15 protein-coding genes are annotated in these 16,459 nt (G+C 62.7%); 4 read left to right on the top strand and 11 right to left on the bottom strand.

Translation table 11 applies throughout. The features are described from left to right. The gene (locus tag NKH73_RS25710) at nt 1–972 is read right to left on the bottom strand and encodes a thiamine pyrophosphate-dependent dehydrogenase E1 component subunit alpha (RefSeq protein ID WP_352937165.1); all 972 of its coding nucleotides are present in this window, start codon (nt 970–972) and stop codon (nt 1–3) included. 103 nt (nt 973–1,075) lie between these two features. Here NKH73_RS25710 and NKH73_RS25715 point away from each other — a divergent pair, with 103 nt between their 5' ends. Further along, nucleotides 1,076–1,822: an SDR family oxidoreductase gene (locus NKH73_RS25715; RefSeq protein WP_352937167.1), complete on the top strand. Its 747-nt coding sequence runs from the start codon at nt 1,076–1,078 to the stop codon at nt 1,820–1,822. A 40-nt stretch (nt 1,823–1,862) separates the two neighbouring features. On the opposite strand, the gene NKH73_RS25720 is transcribed toward NKH73_RS25715, so the two are convergent. The 4 genes from NKH73_RS25720 to NKH73_RS25735 are packed head-to-tail and all read right to left on the bottom strand — an operon-like array spanning nt 1,863 to nt 5,728. Continuing rightward, complete coding sequence (locus NKH73_RS25720; protein WP_352937169.1) at nt 1,863–3,602, bottom strand: cobalamin-dependent protein; 1,740 nt, start codon at nt 3,600–3,602, stop codon at nt 1,863–1,865. Next, nucleotides 3,599–4,405: an alpha/beta fold hydrolase gene (locus NKH73_RS25725; protein ID WP_352937171.1), complete on the bottom strand. Its 807-nt coding sequence runs from the start codon at nt 4,403–4,405 to the stop codon at nt 3,599–3,601. The genes NKH73_RS25720 and NKH73_RS25725 overlap by 4 nt, the downstream gene beginning before the upstream one ends. After that, on the bottom strand, nt 4,405–5,181 hold the full coding sequence (locus tag NKH73_RS25730) for an aspartate dehydrogenase (RefSeq protein ID WP_352937173.1): 777 nt from the start codon (nt 5,179–5,181) through the stop codon (nt 4,405–4,407). The genes NKH73_RS25725 and NKH73_RS25730 overlap by 1 nt, the downstream gene beginning before the upstream one ends. A 10-nt stretch (nt 5,182–5,191) precedes the next feature. Further along, the gene (locus NKH73_RS25735) at nt 5,192–5,728 is read right to left on the bottom strand and encodes a cupin domain-containing protein (RefSeq protein WP_352937174.1); all 537 of its coding nucleotides are present in this window, start codon (nt 5,726–5,728) and stop codon (nt 5,192–5,194) included. 151 nt (nt 5,729–5,879) lie between these two features. Here NKH73_RS25735 and NKH73_RS25740 point away from each other — a divergent pair, with 151 nt between their 5' ends. Next, nucleotides 5,880–7,484, top strand: a complete 1,605-nt coding sequence (locus NKH73_RS25740; RefSeq protein WP_352937176.1) for an FAD-dependent oxidoreductase — start codon at nt 5,880–5,882, stop codon at nt 7,482–7,484. Between the two features lie 153 nt (nt 7,485–7,637). Here the strand turns inward: NKH73_RS25740 and NKH73_RS25745 are convergent, their stop codons facing one another. The 6 genes from NKH73_RS25745 to NKH73_RS25770 form a co-directional block, all read right to left on the bottom strand. Further along, nucleotides 7,638–8,366: an SDR family oxidoreductase gene (locus NKH73_RS25745; RefSeq protein WP_352937178.1), complete on the bottom strand. Its 729-nt coding sequence runs from the start codon at nt 8,364–8,366 to the stop codon at nt 7,638–7,640. Between the two features lie 97 nt (nt 8,367–8,463). Further along, the gene (locus NKH73_RS25750) at nt 8,464–9,600 is read right to left on the bottom strand and encodes an ABC transporter ATP-binding protein (protein WP_352937179.1); all 1,137 of its coding nucleotides are present in this window, start codon (nt 9,598–9,600) and stop codon (nt 8,464–8,466) included. A 4-nt stretch (nt 9,601–9,604) separates the two neighbouring features. Next, complete coding sequence (locus NKH73_RS25755; RefSeq protein ID WP_352937180.1) at nt 9,605–10,405, bottom strand: carbohydrate ABC transporter permease; 801 nt, start codon at nt 10,403–10,405, stop codon at nt 9,605–9,607. 32 nt (nt 10,406–10,437) lie between these two features. Further along, nucleotides 10,438–11,376 carry a carbohydrate ABC transporter permease gene (locus NKH73_RS25760; RefSeq protein WP_352937182.1) on the bottom strand — a complete coding sequence of 313 codons (939 nt, stop codon included), beginning with the start codon at nt 11,374–11,376 and terminating at the stop codon, nt 10,438–10,440. A 166-nt stretch (nt 11,377–11,542) separates the two neighbouring features. Beyond that, complete coding sequence (locus tag NKH73_RS25765) at nt 11,543–12,826, bottom strand: ABC transporter substrate-binding protein (RefSeq protein WP_352937184.1); 1,284 nt, start codon at nt 12,824–12,826, stop codon at nt 11,543–11,545. Between the two features lie 130 nt (nt 12,827–12,956). After that, nucleotides 12,957–13,973 (bottom strand): hypothetical protein, encoded by a 1,017-nt coding sequence (locus NKH73_RS25770; protein WP_352937186.1) that lies wholly within the window; start codon nt 13,971–13,973, stop codon nt 12,957–12,959. 409 nt (nt 13,974–14,382) lie between these two features. Here NKH73_RS25770 and NKH73_RS25775 point away from each other — a divergent pair, with 409 nt between their 5' ends. Then, nucleotides 14,383–15,651 carry an ADP-dependent glucokinase/phosphofructokinase gene (locus NKH73_RS25775; protein ID WP_352937187.1) on the top strand — a complete coding sequence of 423 codons (1,269 nt, stop codon included), beginning with the start codon at nt 14,383–14,385 and terminating at the stop codon, nt 15,649–15,651. A 12-nt stretch (nt 15,652–15,663) separates the two neighbouring features. After that, nucleotides 15,664–16,437, top strand: a complete 774-nt coding sequence (locus NKH73_RS25780; RefSeq protein ID WP_352937190.1) for an SDR family NAD(P)-dependent oxidoreductase — start codon at nt 15,664–15,666, stop codon at nt 16,435–16,437. Nucleotides 16,438–16,459: the final 22 nt, after the last annotated feature.

Genomic DNA, 16,459 nt, shown 5'->3' on the forward strand with positions numbered 1-16,459 from the left:
TCAGTGCGCCTCGCTGTAGGGATTGCAGGCTTCGTCGATAGAAAATTCCGGCATCGGATCGGAAAGCGCGGTCTCGAAAGCCTCGGCCACCTCGGCCCTGGCCGCCGCCTCGATCCCGGCGAGCTGCGCCTCGCTGAATTCGCTTAGAAGTGCCGTGCGCGAAATCTGCAGCGGGTCTCGCGCCTTCCAGGCGGCGATATCCTCCGGCTTCTGGTAACCGCCCATGTCGGAGGTGGAAAAGCCTTCGATGCGGTAGGTCTTGCATTCGACCATGCCGGGGCCTTCGCCGCGCCGGGCGCGTTCGACCATGGCCGAGACGGCGCGATAGACGGCCACCGCGTCATTGCCGTCGACGATCTCGGCCGGGATCGCATAGCCGGCGGCACGGATCGACAAATCTTCGACCGGCGACTGGACATCGGAGGGAACGGTCAGGCCGAACTGGTTGTGCTCGAGCACGAAGACGACGGGCAGCTTCCACAGCCCCGCCATGTTCATTGCCTCGTGGCAGATGCCGGTCTGGGCGGCGCCGTCGCCGAAAATGCACATGGCGACATTGCCGGTGCCAAGGATCTGCATGGACAGCGCCATCCCGGTGGCCGCCGGAATGCCGGCGCCAACAATGGCGTTGCCGCCGATCACGCCTTTTTGCGCATCGGCTATCAGCATGTGGCCGGCGCGCCCGCCGCAGGCGCCGGTGGCCCGCCCGAGAATCTCGGCGACCACGGGACGCATTTCCATGCCCTTGCCGATATAGACCGCATGGCCGCGATGGGTAGTAGTGACCTTGTCGCCGTCCTCCAACACTGCGGTAGCGGCGACGCCGACGGCCTCCTGACCGTCGCAGCGGTGGATTGGACCGCGCGTGCGTCCTTCCTTGTGAAGCGCACCAAGGCTTTCTTCCAGATGCCGCACCAGCAGCATCCGGCGATAGATTTCCAGCTGTTGTTCGACGGAAGGAGTATTTTTCACGGCTGTCCCCGATCTCGTGCCGAAATTAAATACAAAAGTGTCGACACTTTGCAAGAGGTTCTGCAAGATAGGGCAAAACAAGTTTTTGAAAAGGGGATCGATCATGCGTCTGAAGGGCAAAGCAGCCATCGTTACCGGAGCCGGCGCCGGTATCGGCGCCGCCGTCGCGGAACTGTTCGCGAAGGAGGGCGCGCGCGTTCTGGTCGTCGACCGCGACGGCGCGCGGGCAGGCGAGGTGGCCGGCAGGACCGGAGCACTGGCCATGGAAGCGGACGTCTCGGACGAAGCTTCCGTCGCGACCATGGTGCGACGCGCGCAAGACGCATTCGGGCAGGTGGACATCCTGGTCAACAATGCCGGCTACGGCATACGCGGTTCGGTCGTCACCACCGCGGCGGCGGATTGGGACGCGCTCATGGCCGTCAACCTCAAGGGCGTCTTCCTCTGCTCCAAATATGTCATTCCCATCATGACCGCGGGCGGCGGTGGGGTGATCGTGAACACCGCCTCCAACGTCGCCCAAGTTGGACTTGCCGATCGGGCGGCCTATGTCGCCTCCAAGGGTGGCGTCGCGGCGCTGACGCGTGCCATGGCGCTCGACCATGTCGCAGGCAATATCCGCGTCAACGCCGTGGCGCCTGGTGTGACCTGGTCGAGCTATTTCGAAAGCATGCTGGAAACCCATCCCGATCCTCAGGGGTTCGTCGCGGCACTGAACGCGCGTTCGCCGATGAACCGCGTCGCGCAACCAGTTGAAATCGCAAATGCAATCCTGTGGCTTGCCAGCGACGAATCCTCTTTCACCACAGGCTCGATCCTAACAGTCGACGGCGGCATGACCGCCTGGTGAGGCACGCACCCGTCGGCGGCGGCAAACGGAGCCTGCCGCTTCAGGCAACAGGCCGGATGGCACGCAAGGCGTCCAGCATCTCGTCGAGGTCGGCGCATGGCAGGCAGCCAAGGTCCGCGATCTCCTTGGTTACGTCCACCGGCAGGCCCGAATTGGAATCCTTGGGCACTTCGTTGAGGCGTCCGCCAATCAGGACCGGCAGGACAAGTCCGCGTGCGGCAAGCGCCGTCTTCACCGCCTGCGCATAGCGCAGCGCCACGCCGTTATAGGTGCTGACCGCGATGGCGTCCGCCCCGGTTTCGGCCGCGCGGGCGACGAGCGCTTCCGGATCGACCGCAACCCCGGCATCGACAACGGTGACGCCCATGCGTTGGAGAGCCTGTTCGACGAGATATTTGCCATGCTCGTGCACGTCGGTGGTGCCGATGCAGATGATAAGGGGTTTTGCCGTATTCAACGGCCGTTGCCTGGCGACCCAGACGGCTGCCTTGTGGTTCAATTCGCGCGCCCATTCGGCATGGATCAGCGGCGTGCGTCCGTTCAGGCCCGCTACGCCGGGGCCGAACAGCGCCTCCATGCGCCTCGGTCCCATGCGGCGGATCGCCAGCATCAGGGCGGCGGGGTCCTCGACATTCACGCCCCGTTCGGTCAGACCCGCCAAGGCGGCATCGGCAAAGCGGCGCCCGCCTTCGACCAGCACATCGGCCATCGCCTCGGCCTTTGCCCAGTCGAAGACCGGATCGTAGAAAGGCGCATGCAGCGTCAGCCGATGCGCGAAGGTCTGCGCATCGATGATCTCTTCGACATCGGGAATGCGCTGGTTCTCGGTCACCGGTACCGGATTGATCGCATGGCCGGACGGCCATCGCCCCACCGCGAGTATGTCGGCCAGGAGATAGCTTGCCAGGCTGGCGTAGTTGCCCGCCGGGGTCGATTGGTAGGAGACGGTATTGCCGAAGATCATCGTCCCCGGCGTGTCGCTGACCCGGACCAGCGCGGCATGAAAGGCGGTGCGCGAAAGCGGATCGCTGAAGTGATGGCCGTAGCAATGGCCGAGCCGCGCGCCGATCAGGTCCTCGACGATGTGCTTTTCGATCAGCACCATGCCGAGCGCGCAGGCCATGTCGATGAACAGCCCAGCGAATCCGTCATCGAGATTGGAATGGACGAGGATCTCGGCATCCTGCGCGGCAATCAGGCCGAGCGCGATGACGGTCGCCTCGGTGGTCGCCACGTCATCGTCCCAATAGGGCAGCCGGAAGGTGAAATATTGTCCGAGATTGCCCACCGCGGTAGCTCCGGCGGCGATCGCGGCGCGCGTGTTTTCCACCGCGGCCGGCAGGCCAAGCATGAAGTCGCCGAAATGGGCAGCGGCGGGCGCGGCATTGGTAATGCGAGCGAAATCCTCCGGGCCAGTGAGCACGATGCCGGTGCCGCGCGCGGCCTTGGCCCGCATGGCTTGCGGATAGCCCATCGACCAGTCGAGGGTGATGCCGAAACGGTCGACCGTCACCCCGGCCTTCCGGCATTGCTCATGCACTTCGCCGATCGCCTCTATGGTGCGGTCGACGCTTCGAAAGCCGATATGGGCGTGCTGCATGACGCGCTTCTCCGCCGCCGCCTTGCGTTTCCATGCGGCTTCGGACGGCATTCCGGTCTCGGCGAGGAAGCGGCAGCTGCCGAGCCGCCAGTCGCGCGCCATCCTGCGTCCTTCGTCAAGGAGCTCGGGGCCGGGCTTCAAGCGTGAGTCGATGAGAGCGGGGTCGATTTCAGCGGTCATGATATTTTGCTGTCAGCTTCGGCAATGAACTGGCGGACAATCGCGGCAAACCCCTCAGGGTCGGCGAGGGGATGAAAATGCGCGCCCGGAACAATTGCATAGTTCGCACCGGGTATCGCGGTGGCGATAGCCTGGGAAAGAGCGGGCGGCGTCAGCACATCGCCCGCGGCGGCAATCACGTGAACCGGGACGGCGATATCCGACAGGTCGGCAAGGCGATCGTGGTCGAGCAGCATGCGCACCCGCGCAGCTGCCACGGTCAGCGGAGCCAGGGTACGAGGAGCGTCGGCGACCGCCGCCTCGAGCTGCCCGGCGTGCGTCTCGAGATAGGACGGCTCATGGCAGAGCACATGGCCAAGGCGCTGGTAGGTCTCGGCCATGCCGGCCTCCAGCAGTTCGGCGCGCGCTGTGAAGAGCGCACGGAACCGGGCGTCGGCCCGCGCCCAGGAGCTTGAGATCGTGTAGCTCAGGCCAAGCTCGACATGATCGAGCGCCAGCACCTGCGCGACGGCGCCGCCGGTGGAATGCCCGACAATGTGCGCCGGTCCGCTTGTGCGCGCCAGCAGGGCGGCAATGTCGCTGGCGATCCGGGGAATGGAGTACGGGCTTTGCGGGCGGTCGCTGCGTCCCGCGCCACGATGGTCGGTGACGACCACGCGATGGGCGACTTCCAGCAGGCGCACCACGCCTGACCAGAACCTGCCGTCGCCGCCAAGTCCCGGGATGAGAACGACGCACGGGCCAACGGCGCCTGATGTCTCGTAGTGGATGCGGCAGCCATCGGCGGCGGTGAAGAAGGGCATTACCGAAGGCCTTCCACATCGAGCAGCTCGCCGAGCGCCGCGACGAGGCTAAGCGCCGTGAGCGCCGAGGTTTTCGGATTGTCGGGAGCCGGCGCATTGGTGAAGCGGAAGGAGGCAGTGCCGGCGGCACTCTCGGCCTCGATCTCATGGGTATTGCCGGTCGCCTTCGGATCGGCGATCACACGCACTGTCACCCTGCCGACGCCCGCCGCGAGCGCCACAGCGAAGGCGGCGTTGAGGTTTTTCGGATAGGCTCTTGTCGCTTCGTCAGGCGTGCCTTCGAAAAGCATCAACTCCTCGTGCTCGGCCGACAGGCCGAGAGCGGCAAGTTCGGCCTGCCAGGCCGACGGCGGCTTTCTTGAGGTGTAGCGCACGCGTGCGTCGGGAAGTGCCGCAATCGCCCTGAGGTAATCGAGGCCGCCCAAGGCTCCCGCGGGCAGCACGGCGCGCGCGCCACCCTTGCGGCGGATGGTGGCGATCCGGTCGGCAAGAGCTGGATCGCAAAGTGCGCCGATCGAAGCGATGACGGTCGGGATGCCGGCTTCCAGAATCGCGGGTACATAAGCGGCCACCGCCTCCTGACCTGCTGCTTCCACCACCGCCCTCGGGCGGGCGCCGATCAGCATGTCGAGCCGCGTGACCGCACCGACATTAGCCGGCAAAGCGGGGCTGGCGCCGTCGCGCAGAAGCGCTATCCAGCCGACCGAGTCCGGCGGGAAAGCCGAGACAATCCCGCGCGCGACCGTGCCGTAGCCGATGAGGCCGAGCGTCAGCATCTGGAGCTTCTTAAGGGTTCTGCTTCGTGGGATCGAACTTGTCGGTGAGATCTGCCCCGAACACTGTCTTGCGCTCGATCTCAAGCACGTTCTCCGGCCGCGGAAAATTGGATGGCACGCGCTCACCCGGCTTGCGCGGCTTGCCGATAAGGCGAAAGAAGTCCTCCAGCCCGTTGGGCACGATCAGCCAAAGCCAGCGCAGGCGCGTCTCGCCGTCGTTGATGAACATGTGCCTGACATTCTTCGGCAGGAACACCACGCTGTCCGGGCTTAGCGGATATTCCTTGCCCTCGACCACGGCGCGGCCATGACCTTCGATGACGTAGATCGCCTCTTCGTTGCGCTCATGCGTGTGCTCGCGAACATAGCCGCCGGGCGCGACCGATTGCGTGCCTAGCGCAAAAGGATGCTCCATGCCGACGATGTGCGGCGCGAGCGCCACGTCGATATGGCCGTTTGCCGGTACCGGCTGCCAATAGCTTTCGCGTGTCTCCAATCCGGAAACATGGATGCCGGACGGAGCGGTTGGAAGGCTTGTATCGTCCATGGTTCTGCCTCTCGAAAAGGAGCTGCGAGGATCATGCCGGCAAGCTGCCGACCTAGGGAAGCTACAGCGCAAAAAGTGTCGACACAATAGTAGACAGATTTAATTTCCTGCCCCTATAGTGCTGCGGCGACGAAAAAGCAGGGGAACGCCAATGGACGAATTCGACGTTCTGGTCATCGGTTCGGGATCGGCGGCCTGCTCGGCGGCATTGAGGGCCGCCAAGGGCGATCTCAGAGTGCTGGTGATCGAAAAGACCGAATGGCTCGGCGGCACCTCGGCCATGTCGGGCGCTGGCGTGTGGGTGCCCGCCAATCATGTCGCCGCTGCTGCAGGCGTTGCCGATAGCCAGGAAGATGCGCTGACCTATCTGCGTCATGTCTCGCCCGAGGGCTGGGCTGGCAAGGAGGACGCGCTCTGGAGCGCCTTCGTCAGGGCCGCGCCGGACATGCTGCGCTTCCTGTCCGGCAACACGCCGCTCGATTTTCGCCTGATCAACGAACCGGATCCCTTTGCCGAAGCGCCGGGCGGCAAGCTCTACGGACGCATGGTCTCGCCCGGACCGCTCAGCCGCCGCATCCTGGGCAGGCTTGCAGCCCGGCTGCGCCGCTCCACCCTGCCGCACAGCTTCACCTACCAGGAGGTGGTCGATCTCGATCTTTATCACCATCCTATCCGGGCCGGGCTCAAGCTCTGGCCGAAGCTTCTGTGGCGATGGCTGACGAATTCCGGCGGGCAAGGTACGGCGCTGATGACCGGGCTCATCAAGGGTTGCCTCGATGCCGGCGTCACCTTTCGGCTGGAAACACGCGCGGTCACCCTGCTTCAGGAACCGGACTCCCGCATCACCGGCGCGGAAGTGGAAAGCGACGGCCAACGAACGAAGATTCTCGCGCGCCGCGGCGTTGTGATCGCTACCGGGGGCTTCGAATGGGACGCCGAAATGCGCGTGCGCCATTTCCCCGGTGCCTTCGACCGGATCGGCAGCCCGCGCAGCAATGAGGGCGACGGCCAGAAGCTCGCGGCTTCCGTCGGCGCGCAATTGGACCGCATGGACCAGGCCAACGTCTATCCCTGCCTGCCGACACGCTACCAGGGCCAGAAGCATGGTCTGCCGATGACCTTTCAGGCCGAGCCGCATTCGATCGTGGTCAATCGCGGTGGCAAGCGCTTTGTCAGCGAGAACGACTTCAATATCGGCGAGGCGATCGACGCGCGTGGGGCGGATGGCTCTCCCGTCAATCTGCCCTGCTATCTCATTGGCGATCACCGCTTCCTGAGAACGTCGCTGCCTTTCCGCTGGTACGCCTCCTACGAGCGTGATTGGGTCAAGAAGGCCGACACGATCGGTGGCCTCGCCGCCAAGCTCGGGTTGCCGGCGGTGGCGCTCGAGGAGACGATTGCCCGCTGGAACGACCTTTGCGCGAAGGGCCGCGACACGGATTTCCGCCGAGGTGAGAACGGCTGGGAGGACTACAAGGCGCATGGGCCCGAGAACCGGCTGAAGCCGATCGATAAGCCTCCCTATGTCGGCATGACGATCAATCGCTCAATTCTCGGTACCAAAGGCGGCGCCCGCACCAACGAGCGAGCGCAGGTGTTGAGAACGGACGGCTCGATCATTCCCGGCCTTTATGCGGCAGGGCTCGCCATGGCCAATCCCGTTGGCACGCGCGCCGTCGGCGCCGGCACGACACTTGGCCCCAATCTGACATGGGGCTTCATCGCCGCCGAAACGATCCTGCAGCAGAACCGGTGATTGCGGGATGCCGAGGCCGGCGCGCGCGATCGCGCCGCCGATTACGTCGACCTTCGGCCATTGGCACCGGGCATCGTCCATCATCGAGTTGATGATGCGGCAAGGCGCGTGTGCCAGATTTGCCGTCCCACGATCTCACTCTCGATCTCGGGCTCATCGGCAGGTATAGCCGCCGTCGATGGGAAGCGAAATCCCAGTGATCATCGAGGCCGCATCGCTGAGCAGGAACACGATCGGCCCAGCGATTTCGTCCTCCGTTGCCCACCGGCCGAGAGGCATCTGCTTCAGAAAAGGTTCAGCGACATGCGGCTGGCTCCAGTGGCCGGACGAGATTGGTGTCATGACCACGGTCGGATTGACGCTGTTGACGCGGATTCCGTATTTGCCCAGTTCCAAAGCCGAACAGCGCGTGATGTTTTCGAGCGCGGCCTTCGAGGAGCCGTAGGAAATGTGCCCCTCGAGCGCGACCAGCGCCGCCTGGCTGGAGACATTGACGATCGCCCCGCCCTTGCCGATGCGCACCATTTGGTGCGTCGCATATTTGGTGACCAATAGCGCACCACGCGCATTGATCGTGATGACCTTGTCGAAAACGGCGATGTCGGTATCCATTGGCGTCGCGATCTCGCCGCCGAAACCGCCGCAATTGACCACCCCCCAGAGGTCGAGCCCTTCGAGAGCGCCGCGAATCTCGTCTTCCGAGGCAAGATCGAAGGTCACAGTGCGGCAGCCCGTCTCCTTTGCGATCGCATCGAGCGCTTCGCGGGAGCGTCCTGCCGCGATGACGTTGGCGTTCGCACGCACCAGGTGCCGTACAGTGGCACCACCGATACCGCCGCTGCCCCCCGTCACCAGGATCTTTCTACCCTGAAAATCCGTCATGATTCCTCCTCGTCCTCGTTTCTGCTCGTGTCGGGGCATTGCATAACGTCCGGTCTTCGAAGACCATCGATTGCCGGACTGTGTTGCTTCTCGCGGGTCAGTTGACGCGTTCCCTGGGGGAGAGGGGAACGGGCTCCGCATATGCCGCGGCGGCGTCGGAAATTCTGTCTCCGGACTCGTTGAAAAGATGGCAGACACGAGTCGGCAGCGAGATTGAGATGCGGTCGCCCGCCCGTACCATCCGGCCGCGGCTGTCGCGGATGACCAGGCTTTCCTCGCGTTCATTGGCATGAATGAAGGTGTCGCTACCGAGGAGTTCGACCATAGAAGCCTGCACGACATGGGCATTGGCCTGTCCTTCGCCGGCAAGCTCAACGTGTTCCGGTCGAATGCCGAGCGTAACGATGTCGCCGGGCTCGATACGCCGCTCGACCGGAATGTCCAGCATCGGCCCCCAGGTCAGAGCCACAGTCGCGACTGTGCCTTGAATGGCAACAACCTTGCCATTCAAGAAATTCATCGCCGGCGAACCGATGAAACCGGCAACGAACAGGTTGGCTGGCCGGTGGTAAAGATCGAGCGGTGTGCCGACCTGTTCTATGCGCCCGCTGTTCATGACCACGATGCGGTCGGCAAGCGTCATGGCCTCTACCTGGTCGTGCGTGACGTAGACCATGGTGGACGCCAGTTCGGCTTTCAGGCGCGCGATCTCCACGCGCATGCCGACACGCAGCGCCGCATCGAGATTGGAGAGTGGCTCGTCGAGCAGGAAGAGTTTCGGCTTGCGTGTCATGGCGCGGCCGATCGCAACGCGCTGACGCTGCCCGCCAGAAAGCTCTCGCGGCTTGCGCTTGAGGTAGGAGCCGAGCCGCAGTTTTTCAGCAGCGCGGCTTACACGTTCGACGATCTCGGCGGCAGGCGTCCGTGCAATCTTCAGGCCGAAGCCGATGTTGCGGCCGACATCCATATGCGGATAGAGCGCATAAGACTGGAACACCATGGCCACGCCCCTTTCCGGTGGCTCGGCATCGCTCATATCGACGCCATCGACCAGGATCCGGCCGGAGCTAATGGGTTCCAGCCCGGCGATGATCCGAAGCAGCGTGGACTTGCCGCAGCCCGACGGTCCCACCAGTACGCAGAATTCGCCGTCCTCGATTGTCAGCGATAGTTCCGGAATGACCGTGGTGTTGCCGAACGCCTTGGTGACTTTGTCGATCGAAAGCGTAGCCATGGATCTAGCCTTTTACGGCACCGGCGAGCAGGCCACGCACGAAGGCGCGCTGCACCAGCACATAGAGGAGGATGAGGGGAAGGGCGATCAGCGTCAGGATTGCGAAGAGGGCACCGGGATTGGCCATGTAGAGGCCGGAATACTGCATCGGCACGATGGTGAGCGTCTTCATTTCGCTTTTGGTGAGGACGATGAGAGCGAGGAAGAACTCGTTCCATGTCACGATGAACTGCCAGATCGTCACGAAGACCAGGGCCGGTCGTACAAGCGGCAAGGCCACGTGCCAGTAGGTTTGCCAGGCGTTGCAGCCATCTACCCGCGCCGCCTCAAAGAGTTCCTGCGGGGCATCCTCCATGAAGGACTTGAGGATAACCATGGCAAACGGCACACCGAGCGCCGCATAGGGCAGAATGAGACCGATATAGGTGTTCACCCAGCCGAAGTTTTGGAGCAGGATGGCGAGCGGCAGGACCATGGAGGCGAGCGGAACCATCAAGGTCGTGAGCAGCGTGGTGTAGAGGAAGATCGAGCCCTTCAACCTCAGGATTGCACAGGCGAACGCAAACAGCGAGGAGACCGCGACCACGATCACCACCGTCGCAACCGTGATGATCAGGCTGTTCAGAAAGATCGCCCCCAGCGGATTGTCGCGGACCACGGTGACGAAATTGTCGAAGGTCACCGGCCAGGTGAAGAGCTCGGCGTCGAAGGCCTGCGCCGGGGTGCGTAGCCCGATCGACAGCATGTAGATCTGAGGTACCATCCAGAAGCCGAGCACGATGAAGAGGACCGCATGGATAAACATGCTGCGGATCCGGCTACGGGCGAACGATATCATCACGGCCGCCGCCTCCCGGCAGGCGTCAACCGGGCACCTAGCGCTGCGATCTGGATCAGCGAGAGGGTGAGTGCGATGATCAGCACGATGACGGAGAGTGCTGCCCCGCTGCCGGTGTCGCCCAGCACGAAGCTCTGCTTGAAGATGAAAGTGCCGAAGACCTCACTGGCCCTGTTCGGGCCGCCTCCGGTCATCAGGTGCACGATGGGGAAGGTCTGCAACGTGCCAATGACGCCCAGAAGCAACAGGGATTTCGTTGCCGGCGCCAGCATCGGCACGATGACATGCACGGCAAGCCGCCAGCCCTTCGCGCCGTCAATGCGGGCGGCGTCGAGCACTTCGCTGGGCAGGTTGGCAATGCCGGCGATGTACATGAGCATCGAGAAACCAGTCCATTGCCAGATATTGACGATGATCAACGCATAGATCGCGGTCTTCGGGTCGCCAATCGGCGACGTCACCATGACGATGCCGACGTCCTTTAGGTATTCCTGGGCGATGCCATAGTAGGGCGCGTAAATTTGCACCCACACCAGGCTGATGACCGAAACCGAGGTCACCACCGGCAGGAAGAACATGGTGCGAAAGAAGCCGCGGAGGGCATGGGTGTGGCGCTCGATGAAATAGGCGAGCAGCCCGCCGATCAGCATCTGCACCGGTATGGTGAAGACGCCCCATAAAAACATGTTGCGCACCACGATCCAGAAGGTCGGATCGCCTAGAACCGTCGTGTAGTTGGCAAGCCCGGCAAAGGCCGCTCCGCCACTCGTGCCGACATAGAGGCTCTGCCCGGCAACCCAGAGAATCGGGTAGCCGATGAAGACGACAAACAGAAGCGTCGCCGGAAGAACGAAAAGATAGAGCCTCGAAGCTCTGGCTGCCGGTCGCCGTTTGACCGCCGTGATGGCAGATCCGGCTCGCATGGCTTCTGTGCTCATGATGCTCGCCATTTCAGAGCAATTCCAGGAAAAGTGCGTAGTGGTTTCCGTTCGGAATTGCGTAAAAACAGACACTTAGGGCGGGTCAGCGATTCTATCAAAAGCTGAACCGCTCTAGACTGAAAGGGAACCGGGCGCGCTTCTGCGCCCGGTCGTTCGTCTCAGTTTACTTTACAGCAAGTGCCTTCTCTGTCGCCGCCTGGACGGTGGCGAGCGCGGCTTCCGGCTCGATACTGCCGGCCGCGACGCCGGCAAGCGCATTGTCGAGCGCCTCTGCGACTGCCGGCGAGGCAAAGCGCTGGTTTTCCGCTTTGGGCAGATCTGCCATGAAGCGGGCCGAAATCTCCTTCACATGATCGGTGATGTCGCCCTTCGGGGAATTACCCTCGAAGGCGGGAAGGTCATTGAGGTCGTTCAACGCCTCCTGCAGGCCGACACCGTTGGTGAGTTCGGCAAGGAAGGTCCAGGCTTCCGGGTTCTTGCCACCGTTCTTGGTCAGGCCGTAGCCGATGTCGATGCCGCCGACGGGCGGGCTCGCGGAATTGCCGTCCTTGACAGGGGGCATATAGAAGAAATCGAAGCCGTCCATGTTCTGGACATAGTCCGAAAGCGGCGGCGGGAACTTGCTTTCCTGCATCCACCAAGAACCGAGTGCCATCATACCGACCTTGCCTTGTGCAAAAAGCTGCGCGCCGGTCGGGTAGGCATGAGCCCCGAGCGCTCCCTGCTGGAAGATGCCGTCATCGAAAAGACCTTTCCAGGCCTTCATGGCATCGACGAGCTCCGGCGCCGTCCAAGGCGTTTCGCCGGCCTGAGCCTTGTCGACGATGCCCGGCGAGAACTGGTTGGCGAGCATGAGGAAAACGTTCTCGTTCTGCCAGCCGTCGGCGGCGCCCTGGAACATCGGGATATAGCCGTTGTCGGTCAGCGCCTTAGCCGCAGCCTTCAGCTCGTCATAGGTCTTTGGCGCCGGAAGATTGAGCTTTTGGAAGATCTTGCGGTTGTACCAGATGCACAGAACCTGGGATTCCTGGGGGATGATGTAATAATTTTCGTCGCCCTTCGGGTTGCCCATCAGCATCTGCTTGCGGTTGACGGGGAAGATCTTGTCCGCCCAGTTATCGCCCCACTGCTTGGCGGCGCGTTCGTTCACTGCTTCGAGATGTTCCCGATACTGCTGGGTGAGTGATCCCGGCTGCAAGCCGATCACGTCAGGAAGGCTCCCGGACGCCGCCGCCGCCTTCAGGGCGGTGATGTATTCGGGCGAATAGTTGTAATAGGTATATTTCACCTTGACGTCGGGATGTGCCTTCTCGAAGGCGGCGATGGACTTGTTCATCGTGCTCTGCACGAACCAGGACCAAACCGTTACCTCTTTCTGCTCGGCATTCGCCGAAGCGGAAAGAGCGGCGGCGAGGATCGTCGTCGCAAAAAACAGCATCTTCCTCATCATATTCCTCCCTTTTTCTCGCACGTGATGCGCGTCGCGAGCCTCCTACTCGCGGGCGCAGCGACCCATTGGAGGGTCACGTTCCAAACGGAGCGGCGGTTCATGCTTCCGCCGCTCATCAGTTCCGGCGTCAGGCGGCCTTGGCCGCCGCGACCGTCAACACGTCTTCCGTGATTATCCGGTCGTCCGCGAGCGGGCGGTTTGGCGTCAGACCGAGCTTCTGCACGTCGCCGTGATAGGCGCGCACGGCTTCCTCTGGGCCAATTGTGCCGTCGGCAACCGCCCGCATCAAAACGATGAGGTGAAGCGGCGCCTCGGCGAGGTTGATCTTGCGGCCGAAGAGCGCCAGGCGAGCGCCGTAGCGCTGCGACTGGGCGACTAGCTCGAACGTGTCGCGGGTGGTGCCAGCCCCGCCGCCGAGCACGCCGACGATCAACTCGGAATCGAAATTGGCGAGTTCTTCCATCGCCTTCGGCCCATTATACGGTGTCTTCAGGAACAGCGGACGCTCGGCCTTCGGCACGCTCGCCAATGACTTGATGATGTTGTCGTTGACGAATTCGCCGATTTGCTCAGTGCTGAGACCGATATCGACGCTTGGATTGAAGACCTCGTAGAAATAGTTGAAGTTGGTCCGGGCCGCCTCGGCACGGAACTCGGCAAAGGCATTCAACGTACGGATGTCGAGTTCGACATCGTTGCTGAAGGAAACCGAATAGAGGGCAAGGTCCGTGCCGCGCGTCGGATAGTTGGCGATGGCACGCGAAAGATTGGCATCGCGGAAGGGCACCGACGGCTTCTGGGTATAGACGCCGTGGCGCACGGCGCCCCAGCACATCGTTTCCAGATTGCCGCGGATCGCCGGTTTCATCTCACTGCCGAAGAAGGCGCCACGCTCGTCGAGAAGATCAAGGTTGGACTGCGACACCAGCATGATGTCGACGATGTCCTGTTTGATGATCTCCTCGATCTGGGCGAGGAATTCCTGGCGGCTGCGGCGGCGCGGCGGCTTGACCGAATAGTCGAAGCCGGTAGCGGTCACGCCGGCGCCGACGTCGCTGTCCTTGGCATCGGCAATGACGAAATCGGTCGGTTTGTAACGGCCTGCGCGGATGTTCGCCAGCTTCCTGTCGAGTCTCGTGAGCATAGGTGTTCCTCGGTAGAAATGTTGTAATGCCCTGCCATCGGCGCTCTTCCTTCGCCGCTCCAGGCTCGGAGTCATATGGGGATATTTCTCATAATCTGTCAATAGCTATCTAAATCTTTCTAATTTCATGCCAACGCAAGCCGTTTTCCGGCGTTTCGTTGCGGGTACGTCCTGCTTGCCGAGGCGAGAATTTGCCTTATATAATTGTTTACAAACATAAAAGTTTCTTCTAGCCGACATATGGAGCAATTTGAGCATTTGCAGCAAAATTTCTTGCTGCGCTGCGCAAAGACGGGGCTTGCGTTGGCATATTTGTGCAATTTTGGTGCGAGATGGCAAAAATCACGTTGACGGCTTGGAAGATAATGGTAGCAATTGACAGCGTCGCTAGACGAGGAGGAGCGCGGCCATGAGGGATGGTTTCACCGGATCGTGCGCAGAACGCTATTCAGCCCTGGTCGATCCACGGTCCGGTCCGCTTGGCACGGACGCCCTGTCGTCGGCAGGCCTTTTCTTGTGCGGCATCAGCGCATGCGTCGATGCGCGGGTCGAGATGCATGACATGCAGCCGCTTCTGGACGCACCGGCCGATACTCCTGCGGCGCAACTTGCCAACCTTCTTCTTTCCCGTGCCGCGTGCGGGGTGGGCGGTGAGGTACGGTTTGACTGGCCGGAAGGCCCGGCATGGCTGCGCGAGCGGCTGCCGCTGCGCTATGCACTGGGCGGAACCGGTCCTCAGGCGGCTTGGGTGCTCGGGCAACTTGGCGTCCGCTCTCTGGTCGCCATCGAGGATCGCCACGCGGCGATGCTGCGGCAGATTCCGGCCGGCGTTCTGTTGGCGGAAAGGGGGGCGCTCAAAACGGCGAATGCGGTATCGGCCGCTGGCCCGCACATCCCCGAAATTTTCATCTTCGAATTCACCGCCGGCCGCGCGATCGGCGCTGTCGTGCCGACCCGTTCCTCGCGTGTCATCGTCCGCTTCTGTGACCGCGGCATTCAGCATGACGAGCATTTCGAGGCCATGTCACGTCGGCTGGCACCGTCAGCCGCCGCCGGGCTTCTTTCCGGACTGAACGACGAGGCGGTGGAGAATGTCGGCGCCGCCAGCCGGCACGTCTTCGCTCTTAGCCAAGACTGGAAGGCAGCCGGCCTCAAGACCATCCATTTCGAGCTGGCGGGCTATGCGACGCAGCAGGCAGTCGAGGAGCTTTTTGCCCACGCCCGCGGCGCGATCACCTCGCTCGGAATGAGCCACTCCGAACTGCTCGCCATGAACCCGTCCGCCCATCATCCCATGGAGGCTCTTGTGGCGCTCGGCGAACGGCTTGATCTGGAGCGAGTCTGCGTGCATGCCGATACATGGGCCGCCGCTGCAACCTTGAACGACCCGAAGGAAGAGGAACGCGCGCTGATGGCAGGCTGCGCAATCGCCAGCGCCAGGGCCGCGAATGGAGAGCCCGCACGAACCATCGCGATCGCACCGACGGCCGAATTCCATCCGCTTCCCTTCGAGACGCCTGTCGGCAAGGGGCGCTGGACCTTCGTTGCCTGTGCTTCTCCCTATGTCGAGAAGCCAGTGACGACGCTCGGCCTGGGTGACAGCTTCACCGCCGGCTGTCTGCTCATCCTCGGACGCAACCGCCACGCCGACGCCGGCCCCACCCTCCAACACGCCTGAAGGACAATCCGCATGTTTCTCGAACGGTTCCGCCTTGACGGCAAAACGGCCTTCATCACCGGCGGCGGCCGCGGCATCGGCCTGTCGACGGCCGAAGCGCTCGCCGAAGCCGGCGCACGGGTCGTCATATCAGACATGGATCCGCAAGTGCTGGAGGCGGGGCGTGACGAGCTGAAGCGGAAGGGCCACGATATCGAGTCGGTACAGCTCGACGTAACCGATTCCAAGGCCGTTGCCGCAGCTGCGCGATCCGCCAACGAGCGTCACGGCGCGGTCGATATCCTGATCGCAAATGCCGGGATCGCCTGGCCCGACACGGGTGGGGAGGAGATGAGCGACGAGGTATGGCTGAAGGTGGTCGACGTCGACCTGAACGGCGCCTATTGGTCCTGCCGGGAATTCGCAAGACCTATGCTCGAACGGGGCCGGGGCGCGATCGTCACGCTCGGTTCCATGTCCGGACTGATTTCCAACAAGCCGCAACGTCAGGTGCACTACAATTCGGCAAAGGCAGCCGTCCACCACATGACACGCTCCCTTGCCGGAGAATGGGCCGAACGCGGCGTGAGGGTAAACTGTGTCGCGCCGACCTATGTCGATACCGCCATGTCGCGCGGCGGCTTCACCGACGATAAGCTGATGCCGGTGTGGATGGAGATGACGCCGATGAAGCGCGTTGCGCGCCCGGACGAGATTGCCGCCTCCATCCTCTTCCTCGCCTCGGATGCCGCGAGTGCCATGACCGGCGCGGTTGTGGTCGTGGATTGCGGCTATACGATTTGGTAGAGATTGACCGATTTGGCTGAAA

It is taken from the genome of Mesorhizobium sp. M0938 (assembly GCF_040319125.1).
Classification (GTDB): Bacteria; Pseudomonadota; Alphaproteobacteria; order Rhizobiales; family Rhizobiaceae; genus Mesorhizobium; species Mesorhizobium robiniae.

Coding starts and splice junctions, on each gene's coding strand:
- NKH73_RS25715 (WP_352937167.1), top strand. CDS start 1,076: ATGCGTCTGAAGGGCAAAGCAGCCATCGTTACCGGAGCCGGCGCCGGT.
- NKH73_RS25720 (WP_352937169.1), bottom strand. CDS start 3,602: ATGACCGCTGAAATCGACCCCGCTCTCATCGACTCACGCTTGAAGCCC.
- NKH73_RS25725 (WP_352937171.1), bottom strand. CDS start 4,405: ATGCCCTTCTTCACCGCCGCCGATGGCTGCCGCATCCACTACGAGACA.
- NKH73_RS25730 (WP_352937173.1), bottom strand. CDS start 5,181: ATGCTGACGCTCGGCCTCATCGGCTACGGCACGGTCGCGCGCGGGATT.
- NKH73_RS25735 (WP_352937174.1), bottom strand. CDS start 5,728: ATGGACGATACAAGCCTTCCAACCGCTCCGTCCGGCATCCATGTTTCC.
- NKH73_RS25740 (WP_352937176.1), top strand. CDS start 5,880: ATGGACGAATTCGACGTTCTGGTCATCGGTTCGGGATCGGCGGCCTGC.
- NKH73_RS25745 (WP_352937178.1), bottom strand. CDS start 8,366: ATGACGGATTTTCAGGGTAGAAAGATCCTGGTGACGGGGGGCAGCGGC.
- NKH73_RS25750 (WP_352937179.1), bottom strand. CDS start 9,600: ATGGCTACGCTTTCGATCGACAAAGTCACCAAGGCGTTCGGCAACACC.
- NKH73_RS25755 (WP_352937180.1), bottom strand. CDS start 10,405: ATGTTTATCCATGCGGTCCTCTTCATCGTGCTCGGCTTCTGGATGGTA.
- NKH73_RS25760 (WP_352937182.1), bottom strand. CDS start 11,376: ATGAGCACAGAAGCCATGCGAGCCGGATCTGCCATCACGGCGGTCAAA.
- NKH73_RS25765 (WP_352937184.1), bottom strand. CDS start 12,826: ATGAGGAAGATGCTGTTTTTTGCGACGACGATCCTCGCCGCCGCTCTT.
- NKH73_RS25770 (WP_352937186.1), bottom strand. CDS start 13,973: ATGCTCACGAGACTCGACAGGAAGCTGGCGAACATCCGCGCAGGCCGT.
- NKH73_RS25775 (WP_352937187.1), top strand. CDS start 14,383: ATGAGGGATGGTTTCACCGGATCGTGCGCAGAACGCTATTCAGCCCTG.
- NKH73_RS25780 (WP_352937190.1), top strand. CDS start 15,664: ATGTTTCTCGAACGGTTCCGCCTTGACGGCAAAACGGCCTTCATCACC.